The organism is Stenotrophomonas maltophilia (assembly GCF_004920835.1).
GTDB lineage: Bacteria > Pseudomonadota > Gammaproteobacteria > Xanthomonadales > Xanthomonadaceae > Stenotrophomonas > Stenotrophomonas maltophilia_AQ.
This window is the reverse complement of sequence record NZ_QFHO01000023.1, coordinates 41,121-62,416: the sequence shown is the minus strand read 5'-3', so window position 1 is coordinate 62,416 and position 21,296 is coordinate 41,121. Positions and strand designations below refer to the sequence as shown.

The window sequence follows — 21,296 nt, the reverse complement described above, 5'->3', positions numbered from 1 at the left end:
CAACCGCAGGGTGCATCCATGGACCATGAAGTTGCCGGCCAGCGGCCGGCACTACCAAATCCGTAGCCTGCCCTCGACCCCACGTACACGCCCGCGCTGGCAAGCTGGGCGTCATGGCTGAACCGCTCCCCCTGCGTCCGCCACCTCCATTGCTGGACGATGCCTGCGCGTTGTTCCTCGATGTTGATGGCACCCTGATCGAATTCGCTGCACGCCCGGATGCCGTGCAGTTGCTGCCCGACGTGCGCGAAGCCATCGGCCGCATCAGCGACCGCCTGGAAGGTGCCGTGGCACTGGTCAGTGGTCGCCCGCTCGAGCAACTGGACCAGTTGTTCGCTCCCCTGCAGCTTCCCGCCGCCGGCCTGCATGGCCACGAACTGCGTGGCGAGGATGGTCGCGTGCTGCGCGACGCACATGATGACGACACCGCCGACTGGCTGCACGCGCTGCACCAGCAGGCGATGCGTTTCGCGCATGGACATCCTGGCGTGCTGGTGGAAGACAAGGGCGTCGGCCTGGCCCTGCACTGGCGCGGCGCACCGAACGCAGCAGCCGATGTGCGCGCCTTTGCCGACCGCCACCTGCGCGGTCGCAGCAGCCATCGCCTGCAGCCCGGCGATCATGTGGTGGAATTCGTGCCGGTCGGCTCCGACAAGGGTCGCGCGGTGCGGCGGATGATGCAGTACCTGCCGTTCCGTGGCCGCCTGCCCGTGTTCATGGGTGACGACCTCACCGATGAGTTCGGCTTTGACGCCGCCAACGGCCAGCACGGCTGGAGTGTGCTGGTGGGTGAACGCGAACCCAGCGCGGCGGTGTTCGCACTGCCCGACATACGCAGCGTGCACGCCTGGCTGCGTGAGAATGCCTATTGACCCGGCCAACCCCCACGGCCGCAACCGAGATGTAGCACGTGATGACCCAACCCGATCTTGATCTGGGCGTGGTCGGCAACGGCAGCTTCGGCGCCCTGGTCGACAAACATGCCCGCGTAGTCTGGAGCTGCCTGCCCACCTTCGACGGCGACCCCACCTTCTGCGCCCTGCTCAGCCCCAACCAGCAGAACGGCGGCGACTTCGCCATCGAGCTGGAGGATTTCAGCAGCAGCGAACAGGAGTACCTGACCAACACCGCGATACTCCGCACCGTGCTGCACGACAGCCACGGCGGCTCGCTGGAAATCCTCGATTTCGCTCCGCGCTGGCGCCAGAACGATCGCTTCTACCGCCCGGTGAGCCTGATCCGCCAAGTGCGTCCACTGGCGGGCAGCCCGCGCATCACCGTACGCGCGCGGCCGCTGGCTGACTGGGGCGCACGCGTGCCCGAGTCCACCTGGGGCAGCAACCACGTGCGCTGGATCCTGCCCGAGCACGTACTGCGGCTGACCACCGATGTGCCGGTGCGGCTGGTGCGCGATGGCCTGCCCTTCGTGCTCAACCATCCGGTCCACCTGATCCTGGGCGTGGACGAATCGCTCGACCGCTCGATCAGCGGCTACGTACAGGACGCCTTCCAGCGCACCCGCGACTACTGGCGCGAATGGGTGCGCTACCTGTCCATTCCGCTGGAATGGCAGGACGCAGTGATCCGCAGTGCGATCACCCTCAAGCTGTGCCAGTACGAGGACAGCGGCGCGATCATCGCGGCGATGACCACCTCCATTCCCGAAGCACCCGGCAGCGTGCGCAACTGGGATTACCGTTACTGCTGGCTGCGCGATGCCGCGTTCGTGGTGCGTGCGCTGAACCGCCTCGGCGCGACGCGCACGATGGAACAGTTCCTCGGCTACATCTTCAACCTGGCCAGCAACGATGGCACGCTGCAGCCGCTGTATGGCATCGGCTTCGAAGCCAAGCTGGACGAGGACGAAGTACCCAGCCTGTCCGGTTACCGCGGCATGGGCCCGGTGCGCCGCGGCAACCTGGCCTGGGTGCAGCGCCAGCATGATGTCTATGGCAGCGTGGTACTCGCCTCCACGCAGCTGTTCTTCGATCGTCGCCTGCAGGATCCTGGCGATGCGCACACCTTCGCGCGGCTGGAACCCCTCGGCGAACAGGCCTTTGCCCTGCACGACGTACCGGATGCCGGCCTGTGGGAGTTCCGCGGCCGCACCGAAGTGCACACCTATACCAGCGCAATGTGCTGGGCAGCCTGCGACCGCCTGTGCAAGATCGCCGTGCGCCTGAAGCGTGATGACCGCGCACGCTACTGGCGCGAGCGCGCCGACACCATCCACGCCCGCATCATGGCCGAAGCCTGGAGCGAGGAACGAGGCCACTTCACCGATACTTTCGGCGGCCATCGCCTGGATGCGTCGTTGCTGTTGCTGGCCGACATCGGCTTCATCGACGCAATGGACGCCCGCTTCGTCGCCACCGTCGAGGCCATCGGCCGTGACCTCAAGCATGGCAACTCGCTGTACCGCTATGTCGCCCCGGATGACTTCGGTGAACCGGAAACCAGCTTCACCATCTGCACGTTCTGGTACATCGATGCGCTGGCCGCGATTGGTCGCATGGAAGAGGCGCGCGAGATGTTCGAGCTGTTGTTGAAGCAGCGCAACCACCTGGGCCTGCTGTCGGAGGATCTGGCCTTCGACAGCGGCGAGGCCTGGGGCAATTTCCCGCAGACCTATTCGCACGTCGGCCTGATCACCGCCGCGATGCGCCTGTCGCGGTCGTGGCAGGAGGCATCGTGAGTCGTCTTGTCGTGGTTTCAAACCGTGTGGCCGTGCCGGGTGAAAACCGCGCCGGCGGCCTCGCGGTCGGCCTGCTGGCCGCACTGAAGGAACGCGGCGGCCTGTGGTTCGGCTGGAGCGGCAAGAGCGTGCGCGATGGCAGTGGCACGCTGCACACGCAGAAGGATGGCGACATCGAGTTCGTCACCCTGGACCTGAGCAAGCGCGAGGTCGATGGCTACTACAACGGCTTCGCCAACCGCACGTTGTGGCCACTGCTGCATTTCCGCCTGGACCTGGTCGATTACGATCGCGGTACCCGCGAGACCTACCACAAGGTCAATGCACTGTTCGCCGACAAGCTCGCGCCGTTGCTGCGCGAGGACGACATCGTCTGGATCCACGACTACCACCTGATTCCACTGGGCGCGATGCTGCGCGAACGGGGCATCGGCTGCCGCATCGGTTTCTTCCTGCACATCCCGATGCCCTCGGCCGACCTGCTGCAGGCGATGCCCGACCATCTGCGGTTGTTCTCGGCGCTGTATGCCTACGACCTGGTCGGCTTCCAGACCCAGCGCGACGCCGACCGTTTCCAGACCTACCTGCGCCTGTTCGGCGGTGGCAAGGTGCTCGAGAACGGTGAACTGGAAGCACCGGGTGGTCGCCGCTTCCGTGCGGCCGCCTTCCCGATCGGCATCGATACCGAACTGATCGCCCGCCAGGCCGGTACCGCTGCCACCAAGGCGGCGGTGAAGAACCTGCGCGCCAGCCTGCGTGACCGCCAGCTGGCGATCGGCGTGGACCGCCTGGACTATTCCAAGGGCCTGCCCGAACGCTTCCTCGGCTTCGAGCGTTACCTGGAACGGCATCCGGACCAGCACGGCTCGCTGACCTACCTTCAGATCGCCCCGGTCTCGCGCGGCGATGTCACCGAGTACCGCCAGCTGCGCAGCCAGCTGGAACAGATCGCCGGGCATATCAATGGTGGCCACGCCGCACCCGACTGGACCCCGCTGCGCTACGTCAACCAGAACTTCACCCATGCCACTCTGACCGGCTTCTACCGCGCTGCCGCAGTGGGCCTGGTCACCCCGCTGCGCGATGGCATGAACCTGGTGGCCAAGGAGTACGTGGCCTCGCAGGATCCGGAAGATCCCGGCGTACTGGTGCTGTCGTTGCTGGCCGGCGCCGCCGACGAACTCAAGCAGGCGTTGCTGGTGAACCCGCATGACCTGGACGGCGTCGCCGATGCCATCGCCACCGCGGCGACGATGTCACTGCACCGGCGCAAGGAGCGCTGGCACGCGATGATGGAGCACCTGCGCACCTACGACATCAACCACTGGCGACGCAGCTACCTCGACGCGCTGGAGGGCTGAGGGAAAAAGGGGACGGAGGGGATTAAGTCGTTTGTGCACAAACGACTTAATCCCCTCCGTCCCCTTTTTTCTTCAATCCAGGAACCGTGCGGCCTGCTCCGGTGCCGGCAGATAGCAGCCGTCATGCCGCCCGAACCAGCGATAGCGGTTGCGGGCCAGCGCGCGGTACGCCGCGTCGCGCCAGCTGCGCGGCAGCACGCGCAACGCACCAGTGAGGCGCCAGCCACCACCGAGTCCTGCCAGCACGCGCAGGATCGCATCGGTATCGGTCCAGGCGCCCTGTTCGTCCAGCAACAGGAACGACATCGGGTCCTGCGGATCCAGCCCGTGCGCGCGCAGCAGGGCGCTGCCCTGCGCACCCTGCATTGCCGCGAAGCGATAGCGTCCCTTGCGATCAAAGCGCAGCAGGAAGCGCACCCAGCGGTTGCACAGTGCGCAGACACCATCGAACACGATCACCGCGCCGCCCGCGTCGGTGGCGGCTTCACTGCGGTTCGAGCCAGCCTTCATAGCGGATCAGGGCTCCTGCCCAGGGCAAGGTCACATCGACCAGGAAAGTGTAGCGCTGGTCGTCCCAGGCCTCGCGGCAACGTACGCCACCAAACCAGCGCGTCGGCAGCGGCAGCAGGCCAAATGCCCAGACCCGCCGCACCGACCAGTCGATGCCACCGTCGCGGGCCTGCAGGTCGAACTCAAAACGCACCGCACCCAACTGCTCGTGCAGATACCCTTCGTGCGCCCACAGCCTCGATACCATCGGCCAGCGGCCGAAGCGTCGTGCCCAGCGTTCACCCTGCCCGTGTGCGCTGAACGCCACCTCGGTCGGCAGCGCCTCGCCATCCCTTGGCAACCGCGCCAGCGCGGCCAGCAGCGGCACCAGCCAGTGCCGGCCGCGCTCGATCCGCGCCTGGCCCACGTAGCGGCAGGGCAGCGGCGCGGCATGCAGTGCCTGCACCGGTGCGACCAGGGTGGCGAAGGCCGGCCCCAGCACGCGCGCGAACAGCGGCACGCTCAGGGCGCGATCCAGGCCAGGGTTGCCATGCGTCCGGTACGACGATCGCGCCGGTGCGAATACAGGTCCGGATCGGCCATGGTCGACACCGTACCGCCGTGAATCTGCGCCGGGTCCATCCCCGCCGCCTGCAGGCGCTGCCGGGCCAGGGCGAACAGGTCCACCTTCCAGTGGCCAGCACGGGTTGCCATGAATGCAGCCTCGGCGGCCGGATCGTGGCCGACGAAGGCGTGATAGACCTCCTCGCCGATCTCGTAATCGGCCGGTCCGGCCGCCGGGCCCAGCCAGGCGCGCAGCTGCGCCGGTGGCGTCTGCATGGCGGCCACGGTGGCCTCCAGCATGCCGTCGGCCAGGCCACGCCAACCGGCATGGGCGGCGCCCACCTCGCTGCCATCGACGGCGGCGAACACCACCGGCAGGCAGTCAGCAGTCAGGATCGCCAGCACCACGCCCGGCACCGAGGTCACCGCGGCGTCGGCGACCGGTTCGCTGGCACCGGCCACTGGCGGCGCGTTGAAGCGCAGTACGGTGCTGCTGTGCACCTGGCGCAGCCAATGCGGCGCCGACGGCAGCGCCAACCCCTGCTGCAGCAGCTGGCGGTTGTGCTCGACGTTGGCCGGGGTGTCACCATCGGCCGCGTGCCGGTTGCCCAGGTTGAACTGCGCGAACGGCGCCGGCGAGATGCCGGCACCATGCCGCCGCGTGGTCAGCGCGTGGACGCCCGCAGGCGCCGGCCAGTCCGCCTGCAGCAATGGCAGCGCGGCAGCCATCACCAGCGGTCCCGCTCGCGTGCGGCGAAGGCGTCGCTGTCTTCGCGCAGCACCTTCAGCAGGTGCAGCATGTCGGCCGGCACCGGCGCAGTGTTGCGCACCGTCTCACCGGTGATCGGGTGCACGAACTCCAGCGTCTCGGCATGCAGCGCCTGGCGCTTGAAGCCGCGCAGCGCGGCCACCAGCTCGTCGCTGGCGCCCTTGGGCAGCTTCAGCGCGCCGCCGTACAGCGGATCGCCCACGATCGGATGGCGGATGTGTGCCATGTGCACGCGGATCTGGTGGGTACGGCCGGTTTCCAGGCGGCATTCCAGGGCGGTATGTGCACGGAAACGCTCGCGCAGGCGGTAATGGGTCACCGCTTCCTTGCCATCCTCGCGCACGCCCATCTTCAGGCGGTCGCGCGGGTGGCGGTCGATCGGCGCATCGGCAGTGCCGCCAGCCACCAGGGCGCCCATCACGATGGCCAGGTACTGGCGGTGCACGTCGCGTGCGGCCAGCTGCTCGACCAGCGCGGTCTGTGCCTCCAGGGTCTTGGCCACCACCATCACGCCGCTGGTGTCCTTGTCCAGGCGATGCACGATGCCCGCGCGCGGCAGCACCGCCACCGACGGGTCGCGGAACAGCAGGGCGTTGACCAGGGTGCCGCTGTGGTTGCCGGCGCCGGGGTGCACCACCAGGCCGACCGGCTTGTTGATCACCAGCAGGTACTCGTCCTCGAACAGCACGTCCAGCGGGATGTCCTCCGGCTGGGCGTCGGTCTGGGTTTCAAGCACCACGGTGAGGGTGACCACCTCGCCGCCGCGCAGCGGATCGCGCGGGCGGGCCTGGGCGCCGTCCAGCAGGACATCGCCGGTCTTGATCCACTCGGTCAGGCGCGAACGCGAGTATTCGGGGAACAATTCGGCCACGACCGCGTCGAAACGGCGGCCGGCAGAGGTGTCGGGGACGATGGCCTGGCGGGCCGATTCAGAGGGTTGTTCAGACATGGCAGGGGGCATTCTTTGAAATTTTGGGGTCCCGGCGGCCGGTTTCAGTCGCTGGACAGGACACTAGGCTATCATCGACCCTTCGTATTCCAGCCGCGTCCCGCCTCGACCTCATGATCCGACGCTCCGTCATGCTCTCTGCGCCCGTCCGCCTCACCGCCCTGTTGCTGGTGCTGGTCATCGCCGCCACCGGTTGCCATCGTGGTGCCAAGAAGGGTGATCGCCCCGATGAAGGGACGCCGGTCGAACAGTTGTACGAGAAGAGCCACAAGCTGATGCAGGGTGGCAACTGGAGCGGCGCCGAAGGCAGCTTCCGCCGCCTGGTGGCCCAGTATCCGTACGGCCCGTACACCGAACAGGCGATGATCGAAACCGCCTATGCCCAGTACAAGGCCGGCAAGCACGATGACGCGGTGTCCAGCATCGACCGCTTCATCCGTACCTACCCGACCCACCGCAACATCGCCTACCTGTACTACCTGCGCGGCCTGGCCAACTCCAACCGCAGTACGGTTTTCCTTCGCCGCGTATGGTCCCTGGATGCAAGCCGCCGCGACCTGTCCACGCCGCACCAGGCGTACTCGGACTTCAACATCGTGGTAGACCGCTACCCGAACAGCCGCTACGCCGCTGATGCGCGCCAGCGCATGCTGGAGCTGCGTGACGTGTTCGCCCAGCACGAGCTGGACAACGCCCTGTACTACATGCGCCGCGGCGCATGGGTCTCGGCCGCGGGCCGCGCCAACTACCTGCTGGAAACCTACCCGCAGAGCGCCTTCCAGTACGACGCCGTCGCCGTCCTGGCCGATTCCTACACCCACCTGGGCAACAAGACCCTGGCCGACGACGCCCGCCGCGTCCTGCAGCTGAACCAGCCGGACCACCCGTGGCTGGAAGGCAAGTGGCCGAAGTACCCGTGGATGGTCCGCAAGCTGAACCCGTTCGCCGGCGAGAAGTCCGCCAGCACCGGCCAGCGCAACGCGCGACTGGAAAAGAAGTAAGAAAAAGGCCCCGCGAGGGGCCTTTCTTCTTTCTGTAGAGTCGAGCCGTGCTCGACTGCTCTCAGCAGGACGCTCCACGCGCGACGGCTTCCCGGGTGCCGCCTAGGAATTCTCCGAATCCCCGGTGGATGCGACGCCGGTCCCAATCGGCGCGGGCAAGGCCCTCCACACTGCGGCGCAACGGCCATCCTGGCCGGCAAGGAGCGCCCCATGACACCACCGCCCCGCCGTTTGCGGCACCTGACCACCCTGATCGCTTCGGCCGTGCTGGCGCTGGCCTCCGGCCCGCTGGGCGCCACCCCGGCCGCGCCCGGCGACCTGCTCTCCGCCGCGCCCTATCGCGCCAGCTGGGTGCCGTCTGCGGCCGCCCAGTCCTACAAGCTGCACTACCGCACCCCAGACCACCGTGGCCAGTTGGCCGAAGGCACCGGCCTGCTGTACCTGCCGGCCGGCGCGGCTCCGGTCGGTGGCTGGCCGGTGGTGTCGTGGGCACACGGCACCCAGGGCATCGCCGATCGCTGCGCCCCCTCCGTGTCCGGCCCCTACCAGCCTGAACGCGACGGGCGTTTCCTCGACCTGTTCCTGGCACAGGGCTATGCCGTCGTCGCCGCCGACTACCAGGGCCTCGGCAGCCCCGGTGACCACGCCTACCTGCACGTGCGCACCGCCGCACGCAACGCCATCGATCTGGTCAAGGCCAGCCATCAGTACCTCGGCCGCACCACGCTGTCGCCGCGCTGGGTCTCGGTTGGCCATTCGCAGGGCGGTGCCGCCGCGCTTGCTGCCGGCCACATCGCGGATGCTTACGGCGGACCATCACTGCGGTACCGCGGCAGCTTCACCACCGGCACGCCCACCGCCGTCGAGCTGACCGCGCTGGTGATGAAACCGGACAATCGCACCGCCAATCCCGGCGCGCTCAACGCCTACCACGCCTATCTGCTGGATGGCCTGCTGCAGGTCGCCCCGCAGATCGACCGCGTGCTCAGCGATGAGGGGCGTGCACGGGTCGCGCTGGCGCGCGGGCAATGCCTGGGCGAACTGGCCTCCACGCTGGAAGGCGCCGATACCGGCGCGATGTTCATCTCACCGCTGACCGACGTGGCGGGCATCTGGACCTTGCTGCACGACTACCTGGGCGTGCCGCGCCGCGGTTTCAGCCAGCCGCTGATGCTGGGCCATGGCAGCGAGGACCGCGACGTGCCGTACATGACCACCCTGCTGTATGCCGCGGGGCTGGCCCTGCGTGGAGAGCCCGTGGCATTCCGGCGCTATCCGGTCGACCACCGCGGCACGCTGGATGCGGCGGCTGCGGATGGCCTGGCGTTCGTGCGTGCGCGGCTGGGGGACAGCCCGTTCGACGAAGCCACCGAAACCGCCGGCTTCGAACAGCTGCTCGACCAGGCCCGGTAGATTCACGCCATGCGTGGATACGTGGTCTACGGGATTGCCGGCCAGCGGCCGGCACTACCTGGTAGCGCCTGGCCCTGCCCGGCGACCTGCGCTCAGCCCTTGTAGCCGTTGCTGATCGGGTAGCGGCGCTCACGGCCGAACGCACGCCGCGAGACCTTCGGCCCCGGCGCGGCCTGGTGCCGCTTCCACTCACTGATGCGCACCAGGCGCAGCACGCGGTCGACCACGGCCGCGTCGTAACCGGCCGCAACGATCTCCGTGCGCGACTGCTCCTGGTCGATGTAGCGGTACAGGATGCCGTCCAGCACGTCATAGGCCGGCAGCGAATCCTGGTCCAGCTGGTTCTCGCGCAGTTCGGCCGAAGGCGGGCGGCTGATCACCGCCGGCGGGATCACCGGCGCACCGCCCACGGTGTTGCGCCACTTCGACAGACCGAACACTTCGGTCTTGTACAGGTCCTTCAGCGGCGCGTAGCCACCACACATGTCGCCGTAGATCGTGGCGTAACCCACCGCGTACTCGCTCTTGTTGCCGGTGGTCAGCAGCAGGCCGCCGAACTTGTTGGCCAGCGCCATCAGGATCACGCCACGGCTGCGCGACTGCAGGTTCTCCTCGGTCACGTCCGGGGTGGTGCCTTCGAACATGGGCGCCAGCGATTCCATCAGGCCCTTGAATGCTGGCTCGATCGACACCGCTTCCAGCTTCACGCCCAGCGCCTGGCACTGTTCGGCGGCCAGATCATTGGACAGGCCAGCGGTGTAGCGCGACGGCAGTCGCACTGCGGTGACGTTTTCGGCACCCATTGCATCCACGGCCATCGCCAGCACCAGCGCCGAGTCAATGCCACCGGACAGGCCCAGCCACACTTTCCTGAAGCCGTTCTTGCGGCAGTAGTCCTGGATGCCACGGGTCACAGCACGCCAGGCCAGCGCGTCCATGCTCTCATCGCCATCGTCCATCCACACGTGCGGCATGAAGCGACGGGTTTCACCGTCGTACTCCACCACCAGCCACTGATCGACGAAGGCCGCCGCGGCCGGATGCACGGTACCGTCGCCGTCGGCCACCACCGAAGCACCATCGAATACCAGCGCGTCCTGGCCACCGACCACATTGAGATAGGCGATCGCCGCCCCGCTCTCGCGGGTTCGCGCGGCCAGCACGGCATCGCGCTGGGCGTGCTTGCCGCGCTCGTACGGCGAAGCATTGGGCACCACCACCAGCTGCGCACCTTCGCGCACGGTGTCGGCCAGCGGCTCGGCGAACCACAGGTCTTCGCAGATCAGCAGGCCCACCGGAATGCCGTTGACCTCAAACACGCAGCTGCCGCCATCCGGATCGACATCGAAGTAGCGACGCTCGTCGAACACCGCGTAGTTGGGCAGTTCGCGCTTGCGGTAGGTCTGCTCGACCAGGCCATCGCGCAGCACGCTGGCGGCGTTGTAGACCACCGCACCTGCCGCCTGCGGCCAGCCGACCACGGCAGTGATGCCACGGCAGGCGGTTGCGATGCGGGTCATCGCCTGCTCGCATTCGTACAGGAAGCCGGGACGCAGCAGCAGGTCCTCCGGCGGATAACCGCTCACCGCCAGCTCGGGGAACATCACCAGCTCGGCGCCGTACTCGTCGCGCGCCTGGCCGATCATCTCGATGATGCGCTCGGTGTTGCCGGCGACATCGCCGACCGGGAAGTCGAACTGCGCCATCGCGATGCGGATCGAAGCCATGGGAATCCAGCCTGTGGTTGCAATGCCGCCATTGTAACGCCGGGGTCAGATCCCTTTTGCGCAGCAAAATGGATCTGACCCCACACCAGACGCAGAAAGGCCGCCCGGAGGCGGCCTTTCTGTTTCAAGCAGCCGGCCAGCGGCCGGCTCTACAGAATCGTCTGCCGGAGGCAGTCGATCTTATTTCACCAGCTTGGCGATGGCAGCGCCCAGGTCGCCCGGCGAACGCACGGTGACGACGCCAGCAGCTTCCATGGCAGCGAACTTGCCTTCTGCAGTGCCCTTGCCGCCCGAGGCGATCGCACCGGCGTGGCCCATGCGCTTGCCGGCCGGAGCCGACGCACCGGCGATGAAACCGACGACCGGCTTCTTCACGTGGTTCTTGATGTACTCGGCGCCGGCTTCTTCAGCGTCGCCGCCGATTTCGCCGACCATGATGATGCCTTCGGTCTGCGGGTCTTCGTTGAACAGCTTCAGGCAGTCGACGAAGTTCAGGCCGTTGATCGGGTCACCACCGATGCCGATGCAGGTGGACTGGCCCAGGCCGACTTCGGTGGTCTGCTTGACCGCTTCATAGGTCAGGGTGCCCGAACGCGACACGATGCCGATCTTGCCCGGCTGGTGGATGTGGCCCGGCATGATGCCGATCTTGCACTCACCCGGGGTGATGACGCCCGGGCAGTTCGGCCCGATCAGCACGGTGTCCGGATGCGAACGGGTCAGCACGTTCTTGACGCGCAGCATGTCCAGCACCGGGATGCCTTCGGTGATGCAGACGATGACCTTGATGCCGGCAGCAGCGGCTTCCAGGATCGCGTCGGCCGCGTACGGCGGCGGCACGTAGATGACCGAAGCGTTGGCGCCGGTGCTCTGCACGGCGTCGGCAACGGTGTTGAAGACCGGCAGGTCGATATGGGTGGTGCCACCCTTGCCCGGGGTCACGCCGCCAACAACCTGGGTGCCGTACTCGATCATCTGAGTGGCGTGGAAGGTGCCCTGCTGGCCGGTGAAGCCCTGCACGATCACCTTGGTGTTCTTGTTAATCAAAACAGACATGGGAATTCCTTGGTGTCGGATCAGGCAGCGTTCTTGACAGCTTCAACGATCTTCTTGGCGCCATCGTTGATGTTGTCAGCCGGGATGATGGCCATGCCGCTGTCACGCAGCAGCTGCTTGCCTTCTTCCACGTTGGTGCCTTCCAGGCGCACCACGACCGGAACCTTGACGCCCACTTCCTTCACGGCGGCGATGATGCCTTCGGCAATCATGTCGCAGCGGACGATGCCGCCGAAGATGTTGACGAAGATGCCTTCGACCTTGTCCGAGGACAGGATCAGCTTGAAGGCTTCGATGACGCGCTGCTTGTTGGCACCGCCGCCCACGTCCAGGAAGTTCGCCGGCTCGCCGCCGTTGAGCTTGATGACGTCCATGGTGGCCATGGCCAGGCCTGCGCCGTTGACCATGCAGCCGATGTTGCCGTCCATGGTGACGTAGTTGATGTCCAGCTCCGAAGCGATCACTTCGGTCGGATCTTCCTGGGTCTTGTCGCGCATGGCGACCAGGGCCTTCTGGCGGAACGCGGCGTTGTCGTCGCTGTCGAACTTGCCGTCCAGCGCGTACAGGTTGCCGTCGTCCAGGATGGCCAGCGGGTTGATTTCAACCAGCGCCAGATCCTTTTCGTTGAACAGGCGGTACAGGTTCACCATGATGCTGGCGAACTGGCCGGCCTGCTTGGCGGTCAGGCCCAGCTTGAAGCCGAAATCACGGCCGTGGTAACCCTGCACGCCTTCGACGAAATCGACGTTCAGCGAGTGGATCAGCTCCGGGGTTTCAGCAGCGACCTGCTCGATCTCCACGCCGCCTTCCGAAGAAGCGATGTAGGTGATGGTCTTGGTGCCACGGTCAACCAGCACCGACAGGTACAGTTCCTTGACGATCTCGCCGGCGGTGGTCACCAGCACCAGGTTGACCGGCAGTTCAACGCCAGCGGTCTGGTAGGTGGCCATCTTGGTGCCGAGCATCTTGGCCGCAGCGGCCTTCACGTCGTCGGTGGTCTTGCAGAACTTGACGCCGCCAGCCTTGCCGCGGCCGCCAGCGTGGATCTGCGCCTTGACCATCCAGGGGCCCTGGCCCAGGGAGTTGGCAGCGGCAACAGCTTCGTCCGGGGTCGCAGCGACCTTGCCGGCCGGGACCGGGATGCCGTACTCGGCAAGCAGTTGTTTTGACTGGTATTCGTGGAAATTCATGCGTCACCGTGGGAATAGGAACGACCGCACGCAATTCCTCAGGGCCCCGGCGGGGCGCCGGCATGGACCGCGGCGGGCCCACTATTGTGGCCGAGCCAGCGCCGGGGCGCAAAGAAGTCTGTACAAAACGCCAGACCCGGCCAGATTTCCACCATCATTCAGGCAGTTGCGCCCCGGCCGACGCTGGCCACCGGTATCCACAGCGGGCCAAATGCGCGATCCGGGCCGCGCCGACGGCGCCCGCCCGGGGGCCCTATACTGGTCGAATCGAGCAGACTCGACGCCACATCGACGCGACGTACCGGCCGGCTTCAGGGGATGCCAGGCAGGCCCGCCGCAGATTCCAGACCCAGGCAGCCAGAAGGGGAGTTCCGGCGTGTCACCCAGTGCTTCATTGATCGACCGCATCGAATCGATTCCGCGGCGTGAGCTGTATTTCTTCGCGCTGTACCGGGTGCTGATCGCCGCGGTCATCGCCGGCCTGCTGTACAGCCCGTTGTCGGCCATGGTCGGCGAAGCGCATCACCCGCGCCTGGCCGATACCGTCGCGGCGATCTATCTGCTGCTGTCGCTGCTGGCCCTGGTGATCGGCCGCAACGAGCGCTGGCTGCGCCCGATCGTGGTCAGCAGCGTGCTGGTCGACATCATCGCCGCCACCTTGCTCTCACATGCACTGCCCGGTGCCAGCGCCGGCATCTCGATGTCGCTGCTGTTCAACATCGCCGCTGCTGCCACCCTGCTGCCACTGAGCTGGGGCCTGGGCCTGGCGATCGCCGCCAGCCTGGCCACGGGCGCGGAATACAGCTGGAAACTACTGGAAGGGGGCGACCCCACACGCACCCTCGCCGAGCTGGCGATGTTCGCTACCAGCTACCTGGCGCTGGCCTTCATCAGCTTCCAGGTGGGCAACCGCGCGCGCCGCAACCAGCAACTGGCCAACCAGCGCGGCGATGAAGTGGCCAACCTGTTCCAGATCAACGAACTGATCATCCGCCGCATGCGTACCGGCGTGCTGGTGGTGGATGCCGACAGTCGCATCACCCTGGCCAACGAAGCCGCCTCGATGCTGCTGGGCGACAGCGATGGCAACGGCGAAAGTGGGCGCCTGGACCTGACCAGCGCCGCGCCGGAACTGGCCCGCCGCCTGCAGCGCTGGCGCAACGGCTGGGCGCAGGACGAGCTGCCGCTGCAGCTCAACCCCGACCAGCCCGAGGTACAGCCGCGCTTTGCCCGCCTGCTGGCCGGCAGCGAACTGGCACTGGTGTTCCTGGACGACTCCAGCGTGGTCTCGCGCCGCGCCGAATCACTCACCCTGTCGGCGATGGGGCGCTTCTCGGCCAGCCTGGCGCACGAGATCCGCAATCCGCTGGCGGCGATCAACTACGCCGTACAGCTGCTGGAGGAAGGCACCGGCTTCAACGAAAGCGACCGCCGCCTGCTGCAGATCATCCGCCAGCAGTGCCAACGCACCAACGGCATTGTCGAGAGCGTGCTGGGCCTGGCCCGGCGCGAGCGCGCCACCCCCGAGAACGTAGACCTGGCCGCGTTCGTGCGCCGCTTCGTGCTGGAGTACAAACAGGGGCAGACGCTGGAGACCGACAGCATCGAGCCGATCATCAACGACAGTTCGGTGATGGCCCAGGTCGATGCGAAGCATCTCTACCAGGTGCTGACCGTGCTGGTGCACAACGCACTGAAGTACGGCCGCATCGGCCAGCAACCCGCACGCGTACGGCTGCGCGTGGCGCAGCACGAGCGCAGCGCGGTGATCGACGTGATGGACCGTGGTCCGGGTATTCCAGAGAGCGTTGCCGCGCAGCTGTTCCGGCCGTTCTTCACCACCTCCGAGCATGGCACCGGCCTGGGCCTGTATATCGCCCGCGAACTGTGCCGGGCCAACCAGGCACGGCTCGACTACATTCCGGTGCCGGCGGGCGGCTCCTGCTTCCGTCTGGTGTTGCCCGGCCCGCACACGCTGTTGCCCACCTGATTCTGATTCTGTGCGTCAAACATTTGTCGCTTCCAGCCCCCTCGTTTATCTTTCACGCCCATGAACGAAACCCGCAGCGCCCTCGTCGTCGACGATGAACGCGACATCCGCGAACTGCTGGTACTGACCCTCGGCCGCATGGGGCTGCGTATCAGTACCGCCGCCAACCTGGCCGAAGCGCGCGAGCTGCTGGCCAGCAATCCGTACGACCTGTGCATCACCGACATGCGGCTGCCCGATGGCAACGGCATCGAACTGGTCAGCGAGATTGCCCAGCACTATCCGCGCACGCCGGTGGCGATGATCACCGCCTTCGGCAGCATGGACCTGGCCGTGGAAGCACTGAAGGCCGGTGCCTTCGACTTCGTCAGCAAGCCGGTGGACATCGCCGTGCTGCGTGGACTGGTCAAGCACGCACTGGAACTCAACAACGCCGAACGCCCGCTGCCCGGCCCCAATGCCGAACAGGGCGCACGCCTGCTGGGCGCTTCGCCGGCCATGGACGTGCTGCGCACCACCATCGGCAAGGTCGCGCGCAGCCAGGCGCCGGTCTACATCCTGGGAGAGTCCGGCGTTGGCAAGGAACTGGTCGCACGCACCATCCACGCCCAGGGCGCGCGCGCGGCCGGACCGTTCATTCCGGTCAACTGCGGCGCCATTCCCGGCGAGCTGATGGAAAGCGAGTTCTTCGGCCATCGCAAGGGCAGCTTCAGCGGCGCCCACGCCGACAAGCCCGGCCTGTTCCAGGCCGCGCACGGCGGCACCCTGTTCCTGGACGAAGTGGCCGAGCTGCCGCTGCAGATGCAGGTGAAACTGCTGCGCGCGATCCAGGAGAAGTCGGTGCGACCGGTCGGTGCGGCCAACGAAGAGCCGGTGGACGTGCGCATCCTCTCCGCCACCCACCGCGATCTGGCCGAGCTGGTCGAGGACGGGCGTTTCCGCCACGACCTGTACTACCGCATCAACGTGATCGAACTGAGGGTGGCGCCGCTGCGCGAGCGGCGCCAGGACCTGCCGGAGCTGGCCGCGGCAGTGCTGGCACGACTGGCCCGCAGCCACGGCCGCGCCACCCCGCTGCTGGCGCCGTCGGCGCTGGAGGCACTGGCCCAGTACGTCTTCCCCGGCAACGTGCGCGAACTGGAGAACATCCTGGAACGGGCGCTGGCGCTGGCCGAGGAAGACTGCATCGGTGCAGACGACCTGCGCCTGCCGCAGCATGCCCCGCGCGTCCCCGGCGGTGCCGCTCCTGCCGAAGCCGTGGCCGACCTGCAGCCTGGCAGCGCTGCCCTGCCCTCGTACATCGAGCAGCTCGAACGCAGTGCCATCCAGCGCGCGCTGGAAGAGAACCGCTGGAACAAGACCCGCACCGCCGCGCAGCTGGGGATTACCTTCCGCGCACTGCGCTACAAGCTGAAGAAGCTGGGAATGGAGTAATCAGCCGGGTCGGATCCCTTTCCGCAGGAAAGGGCTCTGACCCGATGCCGACCGACGTCATCCACGCATGGCGTGGATCGACGTCAATCCTTGGTCACGCGGTTGATCTCGGCCAGGCTGGTCACGCCTGCCGCCGCCTTCTTCAACGCCGACTGCCGCAGGTCATTCACCCCGATCTGCTGCGCCGCCTCGGCAATCTGCAGTGCATTGCCGCCAGCCAGCACGATGGTGGCGATCTCATCGGTCATCGGCATCACCTGGTAGATACCGGTACGGCCCTTGTAGCCCTCGGTGCACTCATCGCAGCCCACCGCTTCGTACAGCTCGATGCCCGCGTCCAGCTGCGCCTGGGTAAAGCCCTCGGCCAGCAGCGCATGCGCCGGCAGGGTCGAGCGCCGCTTGCAGTTGCCGCACAGGCGGCGCGCCAGGCGCTGGGCGATCACCAACGTCACCGAACTGGTGATGTTGTACGGCGCGATGCCCATGTTCATCAGGCGCGCGATGGTCTGCGGCGCGTCGTTGGTGTGCAGCGTGGACAGCACCATGTGACCGGTCTGCGCCGCCTTGATCGCGATTTCCGCCGTTTCCAGGTCGCGGATTTCGCCGACCATGATGATGTCAGGATCCTGTCGCAGGAACGAGCGCAGCGCCGCAGCAAAGGTCATGCCGCGCTTGTTGTTCTGCTGCACCTGGTTGACGCCGGGCAGGCGGATTTCCACCGGGTCTTCGGCGGTGGAGATGTTGCGCGTCTCGTCGTTGAGGATGCCCAGCGCGGTATACAGCGACACGGTCTTGCCCGAGCCGGTCGGGCCGGTCACCAGCACCATGCCGTACGGCTTGTGGATGGCGTCCTGGAACAGCTTCTGCTGGTCCGGCTCGTAGCCCAGCTTGTCGATGCCCAGCTTGGCCGCGCTGCCATCCAGGATACGCAGCACCACCTTCTCGCCGAACAGGGTCGGCAGCGTGCTGACGCGGAAGTCGATCTGCTTGGTCTTGGACAGGTTGAGCTTGATGCGTCCGTCCTGCGGCACGCGCTTCTCGGCGATGTCCAGCTGCGCCATCACCTTCAGGCGCGCGGCGATGCGCTGGTTCAACTTCACCGGCGCGCGCGCCACCATCTTCAACAGGCCGTCGATGCGCAGGCGCACACGGTAATCGTCTTCGTAGGGCTCGAAATGAATGTCCGACGCGCCCTTGCGGATCGCATCGACCAGCACCTTGTTGACGAACTTCACCACCGGGGTGTCGTCGCCCTTGGCATCGATGCCGGAGTCGCCACTGCTGGTGCCGAGATCTTCGTCACCGGCCGCGACATCCAGGTTGCCCATGCCGTCGTCGTCACCGCCCAGAGCGTCGCCGATGGTGTCATGGCTGGCGTGCCACTGTTCGAGCGTGCGGCGGATCTGGTCCTCGTCGACGAGGATCGGCTCGACCACCAGATTGGTGTGGAACTTGATCTCGTCCAGCGAGTGGGTCGGATTGCTGGTGCCGACAAACAGCTTGCCACCACGCTTGAACAGCGGCAGCACGTTGTGCTTGCGCAGCAGCTCCTCGCTGACCAGGCTCATCGCGTTCTGGCTGGCATCGAAAGTGGACACGTCGAACAGCGGCATGCCGAACTCGACCGCGTTGGCGGCGGCCAGCTGCGAGGCATTGACCAGCTTGTTCTGCGCGAACCACGTGGGCAGCGGCTGGCGCGCGGTCGCGGCCTTGGCCATGGCGTCGCGGGCCGAGGTCTCGTCCAGGGCGCCGTCCTGTACCAGGCGTCGGGCCAGGCCGGTGATGCCGACAAGATTGGCGGTGGTTACAGCGTTCATATGAATCCTTGGCTCATGGGGTCATGCACTGCCGTGCGCCTTGTACGGGCACCGCACGGGGCAGCAGAACCTGCCGCAGCCAACGGCCAACGGCATCGCCAATCCATGAGCAACACTGCCTCGCCTGGCACTCCCTACCCGGCAGGCACGATCCTGACTCCCCCGGTGATGATAGCCCCGTCAAGGGTCGGCCAGCATCCCATCGGAGAGCGGAAGTGTGATCAACAGCCGCTCGGGCGATAGCGCGCTTCGAAGGCGCTGCCGTCGCAGCTCCAGATGCCCTCGGCGGAGCGGCGCAGGATCAGGTCCTTGCCTTCCAGCGCACTGTGTCCCTTCAGGGTGCAGCTGATATGGCCGACGCCGGAGTCGCTGAGTTCGGCTTCGACGTTGGAGCAGTGGGCGTTCTGGGCGACACCGATGTAGTTCGGCGTGACTAGGCTGGCCGAGCGGCCCTCATTGACGAGGATTTCCACCTTGGTCTTGCCAGGTGCTATATCGGCCAGCGCGGCGGTCAGCTGGGTGCGTACGACGTACGGTTGGAACGCCACCGCCGCGATGGCCGCCAAAATGGCAATGATGGCCACCACGATCATCAGCTCGATGAGCGTGAAGCCCTTCTGCGTGTTCATGACTCCCCCTGTTTGATCCAGCAATCCCCATTGCTGCGTGCCGATCGGTTCTGGTAGCCCGGTCAGCACAAGGCCCGCCGAAGCGGGCCTTGTGTTCACTCCCCAGAGAGCTCTAGGAACATTAGCTCCTATAACAAAGCTCTACGGATTGAGTGCATTAGGTACCCTTGGTGCAACCCTTCGGAATGAACTTAGCATCCATAACGGTCACGACGCAGGAGAAGCCACCCGGGGTCGTAATGGCACCGTTGTCGCCAACGGCGGTGTCGGTGTACTTCAAAGCAAGAGTTGCGCCTTCGCCGATCCGGCTACCCGGCTCACGGATGGCACAGGTCATGCCGCCCTTAGTCACGGTGATGCTTTCGCAGCTACCGGTCTCTTCAGCTTGGAATCCAGCGGTTGCTACGGTCGGATCACGGCCCGCGCTCTTTTCCATCTCGAACTGGGTCTTGTGCGAAGCCAGATCGGCCAGCGCCGCGGTGACCTTCGACTTGGCGGTGTAGTCCTGGTAAGCCGGCAGTGCGATGGCAGCCAGGATAGCGATGATCGCGACGACGATCATCAGTTCGATAAGGGTGAAGCCCTTCTGGTTCTTCATTGGTACATCCCCAAGATAGTGGTGGTTGAGTTCAGTGCACGGGATCGGACCGGACAGCGCCGGTTGAGCGGGCCCCATACCCTGCGGGTGGATCAACGCAGGTTGCGTGCCAACCCCGGCACGCCTCCCCCTGGATTTCCCCGCGCCCATGATGGCAGCAATTTCGTGGATGGGAACCCCCCGCATCCGAATCTGCGATGGACGCGGCAATGTGACGCAGTGCGTCACCTTTGGCCGGCAGCCGGCACGAAATCGCACGCTGGGCCGCCCGCCAACTGCCCATCCGGCCTTGAACCCGCTACCATCCACGGCTAGTTACCCGCCTGGGGATGGCGGGTCTTGGGGAGCCAACATGTCTGTCAGTCGCAGTGCGATCAAGAAAGAGCCGGTGGCACGCGCCACCATGGAGCTGCAGCCGTTTGTCTGGGTGGGGACCGACAAGCGGGGCGTGAAGATGAAGGGCGAGCAGCTGGCCAAGAACGCCAACCTGCTGCGTGCCGAGCTGCGCCGCCAGGGCATCAACCCGGGCCAGGTCAAGCCGAAGTCGAAACCGTTGTTCGGCGCCGCCGGCAGCCCGGTCAAGCCCAAGGACATCGCCTTCTTCAGCCGGCAGATGGCCACGATGATGAAGTCCGGCGTGCCGATCGTGTCGTCGCTGGACATCATTGCCAGCGGGCACAAGAACCCGCGCATGAAGAAGCTGGTGGACACCATCCGCACCGACATCGAGGGCGGCTCCTCGATGTACGAAGCGGTCAGCAAGCACCCGGTGCAGTTCGATGAGCTGTACCGCAACCTGGTGCGGGCCGGCGAAGGCGCCGGCGTGCTGGAAACCGTGCTGGACACGGTGGCCACCTACAAGGAGAACATCGAAGCGCTGAAGGGCAAGATCAAGAAGGCGCTGTTCTACCCGATCATGGTGGTGGTGGTGGCCATGCTGGTCAGCGGCATCATGCTGGTGTTCGTGGTGCCGCAGTTCGAGGACGTGTTCAAGAGCTTCGGCGCCGAGCTGCCCGCCTTCACCCAGCTGGTGGTGAACCTCTCGAGATTCATGGTGTCGTGGTGGTGGCTGATGCTGCTGGTCGCGATCGGTACGGCGGTCGGCCTGGTCATGGCCTACAAGCGCTCGCCGAAGATGCAGCATGCGATGGACCGGTTCGTGCTGAAGGTGCCGGTGATCGGGCAGATCATGCACAACAGCGCCATCGCCCGTTTCTCGCGCACCACGGCGGTGACCTTCAAGGCCGGCGTGCCGCTGGTGGAGGCGCTGGGCATCGTGGCCGGCGCCACCGGCAACACCGTGTACGAAGAAGCGGTGCTGCGCATGCGCGACGACGTCTCGGTGGGCTACCCGGTGAACATGTCGATGAAGCAGACCAACCTGTTCCCGCACATGGTCATCCAGATGACCGGCATCGGCGAAGAGGCCGGTGCGCTGGACGCCATGCTGTTCAAGGTGGCGGAGTACTACGAGCAGGAGGTCAACAATTCGGTGGATGCCCTGAGCAGCCTGCTGGAACCGATGATCATGGTGTTCATTGGTACCATTGTTGGCGGCATGGTGATTGCCATGTACCTTCCCATCTTCAAACTCGGCGCCGTCGTCGGATAACA

General features: G+C 66.2%; 18 protein-coding genes. 8 read left to right on the top strand and 10 right to left on the bottom strand.

Features of this window, described 5'->3' with window-relative positions:
- The first annotated feature begins 113 nt into the window (after positions 1-113).
- Genes otsB through otsA form a run of 3 tightly spaced genes read left to right on the top strand, consistent with a single transcriptional unit; the run spans position 114 to position 4,056 of the window.
- Positions 114-872: a trehalose-phosphatase gene (otsB, locus tag DI041_RS15645; RefSeq protein WP_065723853.1), complete on the top strand. Its 759-nt coding sequence runs from the start codon at positions 114-116 to the stop codon at positions 870-872.
- 41 nt (positions 873-913) lie between these two features.
- Positions 914-2,695, top strand: coding sequence for a glycoside hydrolase family 15 protein (locus DI041_RS15640; RefSeq protein WP_136639326.1), 1,782 nt, complete (start codon positions 914-916; stop codon positions 2,693-2,695).
- The gene (gene otsA, locus DI041_RS15635; protein WP_136639327.1) at positions 2,692-4,056 is read left to right on the top strand and encodes an alpha,alpha-trehalose-phosphate synthase (UDP-forming); all 1,365 of its coding nucleotides are present in this window, start codon (positions 2,692-2,694) and stop codon (positions 4,054-4,056) included. Before DI041_RS15640 ends, otsA begins: the two co-directional genes overlap by 4 nt.
- 72 nt (positions 4,057-4,128) lie before the next feature.
- Here otsA and DI041_RS15630 read toward each other — a convergent pair whose 3' ends face one another.
- The 4 genes from DI041_RS15630 to rluD are packed head-to-tail and all read right to left on the bottom strand — an operon-like array spanning position 4,129 to position 6,827.
- Positions 4,129-4,566, bottom strand: a complete 438-nt coding sequence (locus tag DI041_RS15630) for a thiol-disulfide oxidoreductase DCC family protein (RefSeq protein ID WP_136639328.1) — start codon at positions 4,564-4,566, stop codon at positions 4,129-4,131.
- Positions 4,541-5,065, bottom strand: a complete 525-nt coding sequence (locus DI041_RS15625) for a DUF4166 domain-containing protein (RefSeq protein WP_169050352.1) — start codon at positions 5,063-5,065, stop codon at positions 4,541-4,543. Before DI041_RS15625 ends, DI041_RS15630 begins: the two co-directional genes overlap by 26 nt.
- A 2-nt stretch (positions 5,066-5,067) precedes the next feature.
- Positions 5,068-5,838 (bottom strand): peptidoglycan editing factor PgeF, encoded by a 771-nt coding sequence (gene pgeF / locus DI041_RS15620; RefSeq protein WP_136639329.1) that lies wholly within the window; start codon positions 5,836-5,838, stop codon positions 5,068-5,070.
- Positions 5,838-6,827, bottom strand: a complete 990-nt coding sequence (gene rluD, locus DI041_RS15615) for a 23S rRNA pseudouridine(1911/1915/1917) synthase RluD (protein ID WP_080103094.1) — start codon at positions 6,825-6,827, stop codon at positions 5,838-5,840. The genes pgeF and rluD overlap by 1 nt, the downstream gene beginning before the upstream one ends.
- 113 nt (positions 6,828-6,940) lie before the next feature.
- Between rluD and DI041_RS15610 the strand changes: the two genes are divergently transcribed.
- Both DI041_RS15610 and DI041_RS15605 read left to right on the top strand, forming a co-directional pair.
- The gene (locus tag DI041_RS15610) at positions 6,941-7,828 is read left to right on the top strand and encodes an outer membrane protein assembly factor BamD (RefSeq protein ID WP_046985444.1); all 888 of its coding nucleotides are present in this window, start codon (positions 6,941-6,943) and stop codon (positions 7,826-7,828) included.
- Positions 7,829-8,038: 210 nt separating this feature from the next.
- Positions 8,039-9,241, top strand: a complete 1,203-nt coding sequence (locus tag DI041_RS15605; RefSeq protein ID WP_136639330.1) for an alpha/beta hydrolase family protein — start codon at positions 8,039-8,041, stop codon at positions 9,239-9,241.
- Between the two features lie 92 nt (positions 9,242-9,333).
- Here DI041_RS15605 and DI041_RS15600 read toward each other — a convergent pair whose 3' ends face one another.
- The 3 genes from DI041_RS15600 to sucC all read right to left on the bottom strand — a co-directional run bounded on the left by DI041_RS15600 (position 9,334) and on the right by sucC (position 13,214).
- Complete coding sequence (locus DI041_RS15600; RefSeq protein WP_046985446.1) at positions 9,334-10,968, bottom strand: NAD+ synthase; 1,635 nt, start codon at positions 10,966-10,968, stop codon at positions 9,334-9,336.
- A gap of 180 nt (positions 10,969-11,148) precedes the next feature.
- A complete protein-coding gene (gene sucD / locus DI041_RS15595; RefSeq protein WP_005410793.1) occupies positions 11,149-12,024 on the bottom strand; it encodes a succinate--CoA ligase subunit alpha in 876 nt (291 codons plus the stop codon).
- A 20-nt stretch (positions 12,025-12,044) separates the two neighbouring features.
- Complete coding sequence (sucC, locus tag DI041_RS15590) at positions 12,045-13,214, bottom strand: ADP-forming succinate--CoA ligase subunit beta (RefSeq protein ID WP_004154430.1); 1,170 nt, start codon at positions 13,212-13,214, stop codon at positions 12,045-12,047.
- A gap of 376 nt (positions 13,215-13,590) precedes the next feature.
- Between sucC and DI041_RS15585 the strand changes: the two genes are divergently transcribed.
- Together DI041_RS15585 and DI041_RS15580 are read left to right on the top strand one after the other, a co-directional pair.
- Entirely contained in the window at positions 13,591-15,204 is a 1,614-nt protein-coding gene (locus tag DI041_RS15585; protein ID WP_046985447.1) for a sensor histidine kinase, read from the top strand.
- A gap of 60 nt (positions 15,205-15,264) precedes the next feature.
- Positions 15,265-16,638, top strand: coding sequence for a sigma-54-dependent transcriptional regulator (locus DI041_RS15580; RefSeq protein WP_136639331.1), 1,374 nt, complete (start codon positions 15,265-15,267; stop codon positions 16,636-16,638).
- Positions 16,639-16,721: 83 nt separating this feature from the next.
- On the opposite strand, the gene pilB is transcribed toward DI041_RS15580, so the two are convergent.
- From pilB to DI041_RS15565, 3 genes are all read right to left on the bottom strand, one after another.
- Complete coding sequence (gene pilB, locus DI041_RS15575) at positions 16,722-18,455, bottom strand: type IV-A pilus assembly ATPase PilB (protein WP_136639332.1); 1,734 nt, start codon at positions 18,453-18,455, stop codon at positions 16,722-16,724.
- A gap of 221 nt (positions 18,456-18,676) precedes the next feature.
- A complete protein-coding gene (locus tag DI041_RS15570) occupies positions 18,677-19,084 on the bottom strand; it encodes a pilin (protein WP_136639333.1) in 408 nt (135 codons plus the stop codon).
- Positions 19,085-19,241: 157 nt separating this feature from the next.
- Entirely contained in the window at positions 19,242-19,682 is a 441-nt protein-coding gene (locus DI041_RS15565) for a pilin (RefSeq protein WP_136639334.1), read from the bottom strand.
- Between the two features lie 352 nt (positions 19,683-20,034).
- On the opposite strand from DI041_RS15565, the gene DI041_RS15560 reads away from it, so the two are divergent.
- Positions 20,035-21,294, top strand: coding sequence for a type II secretion system F family protein (locus DI041_RS15560; protein WP_136639335.1), 1,260 nt, complete (start codon positions 20,035-20,037; stop codon positions 21,292-21,294).
- Positions 21,295-21,296: the final 2 nt, after the last annotated feature.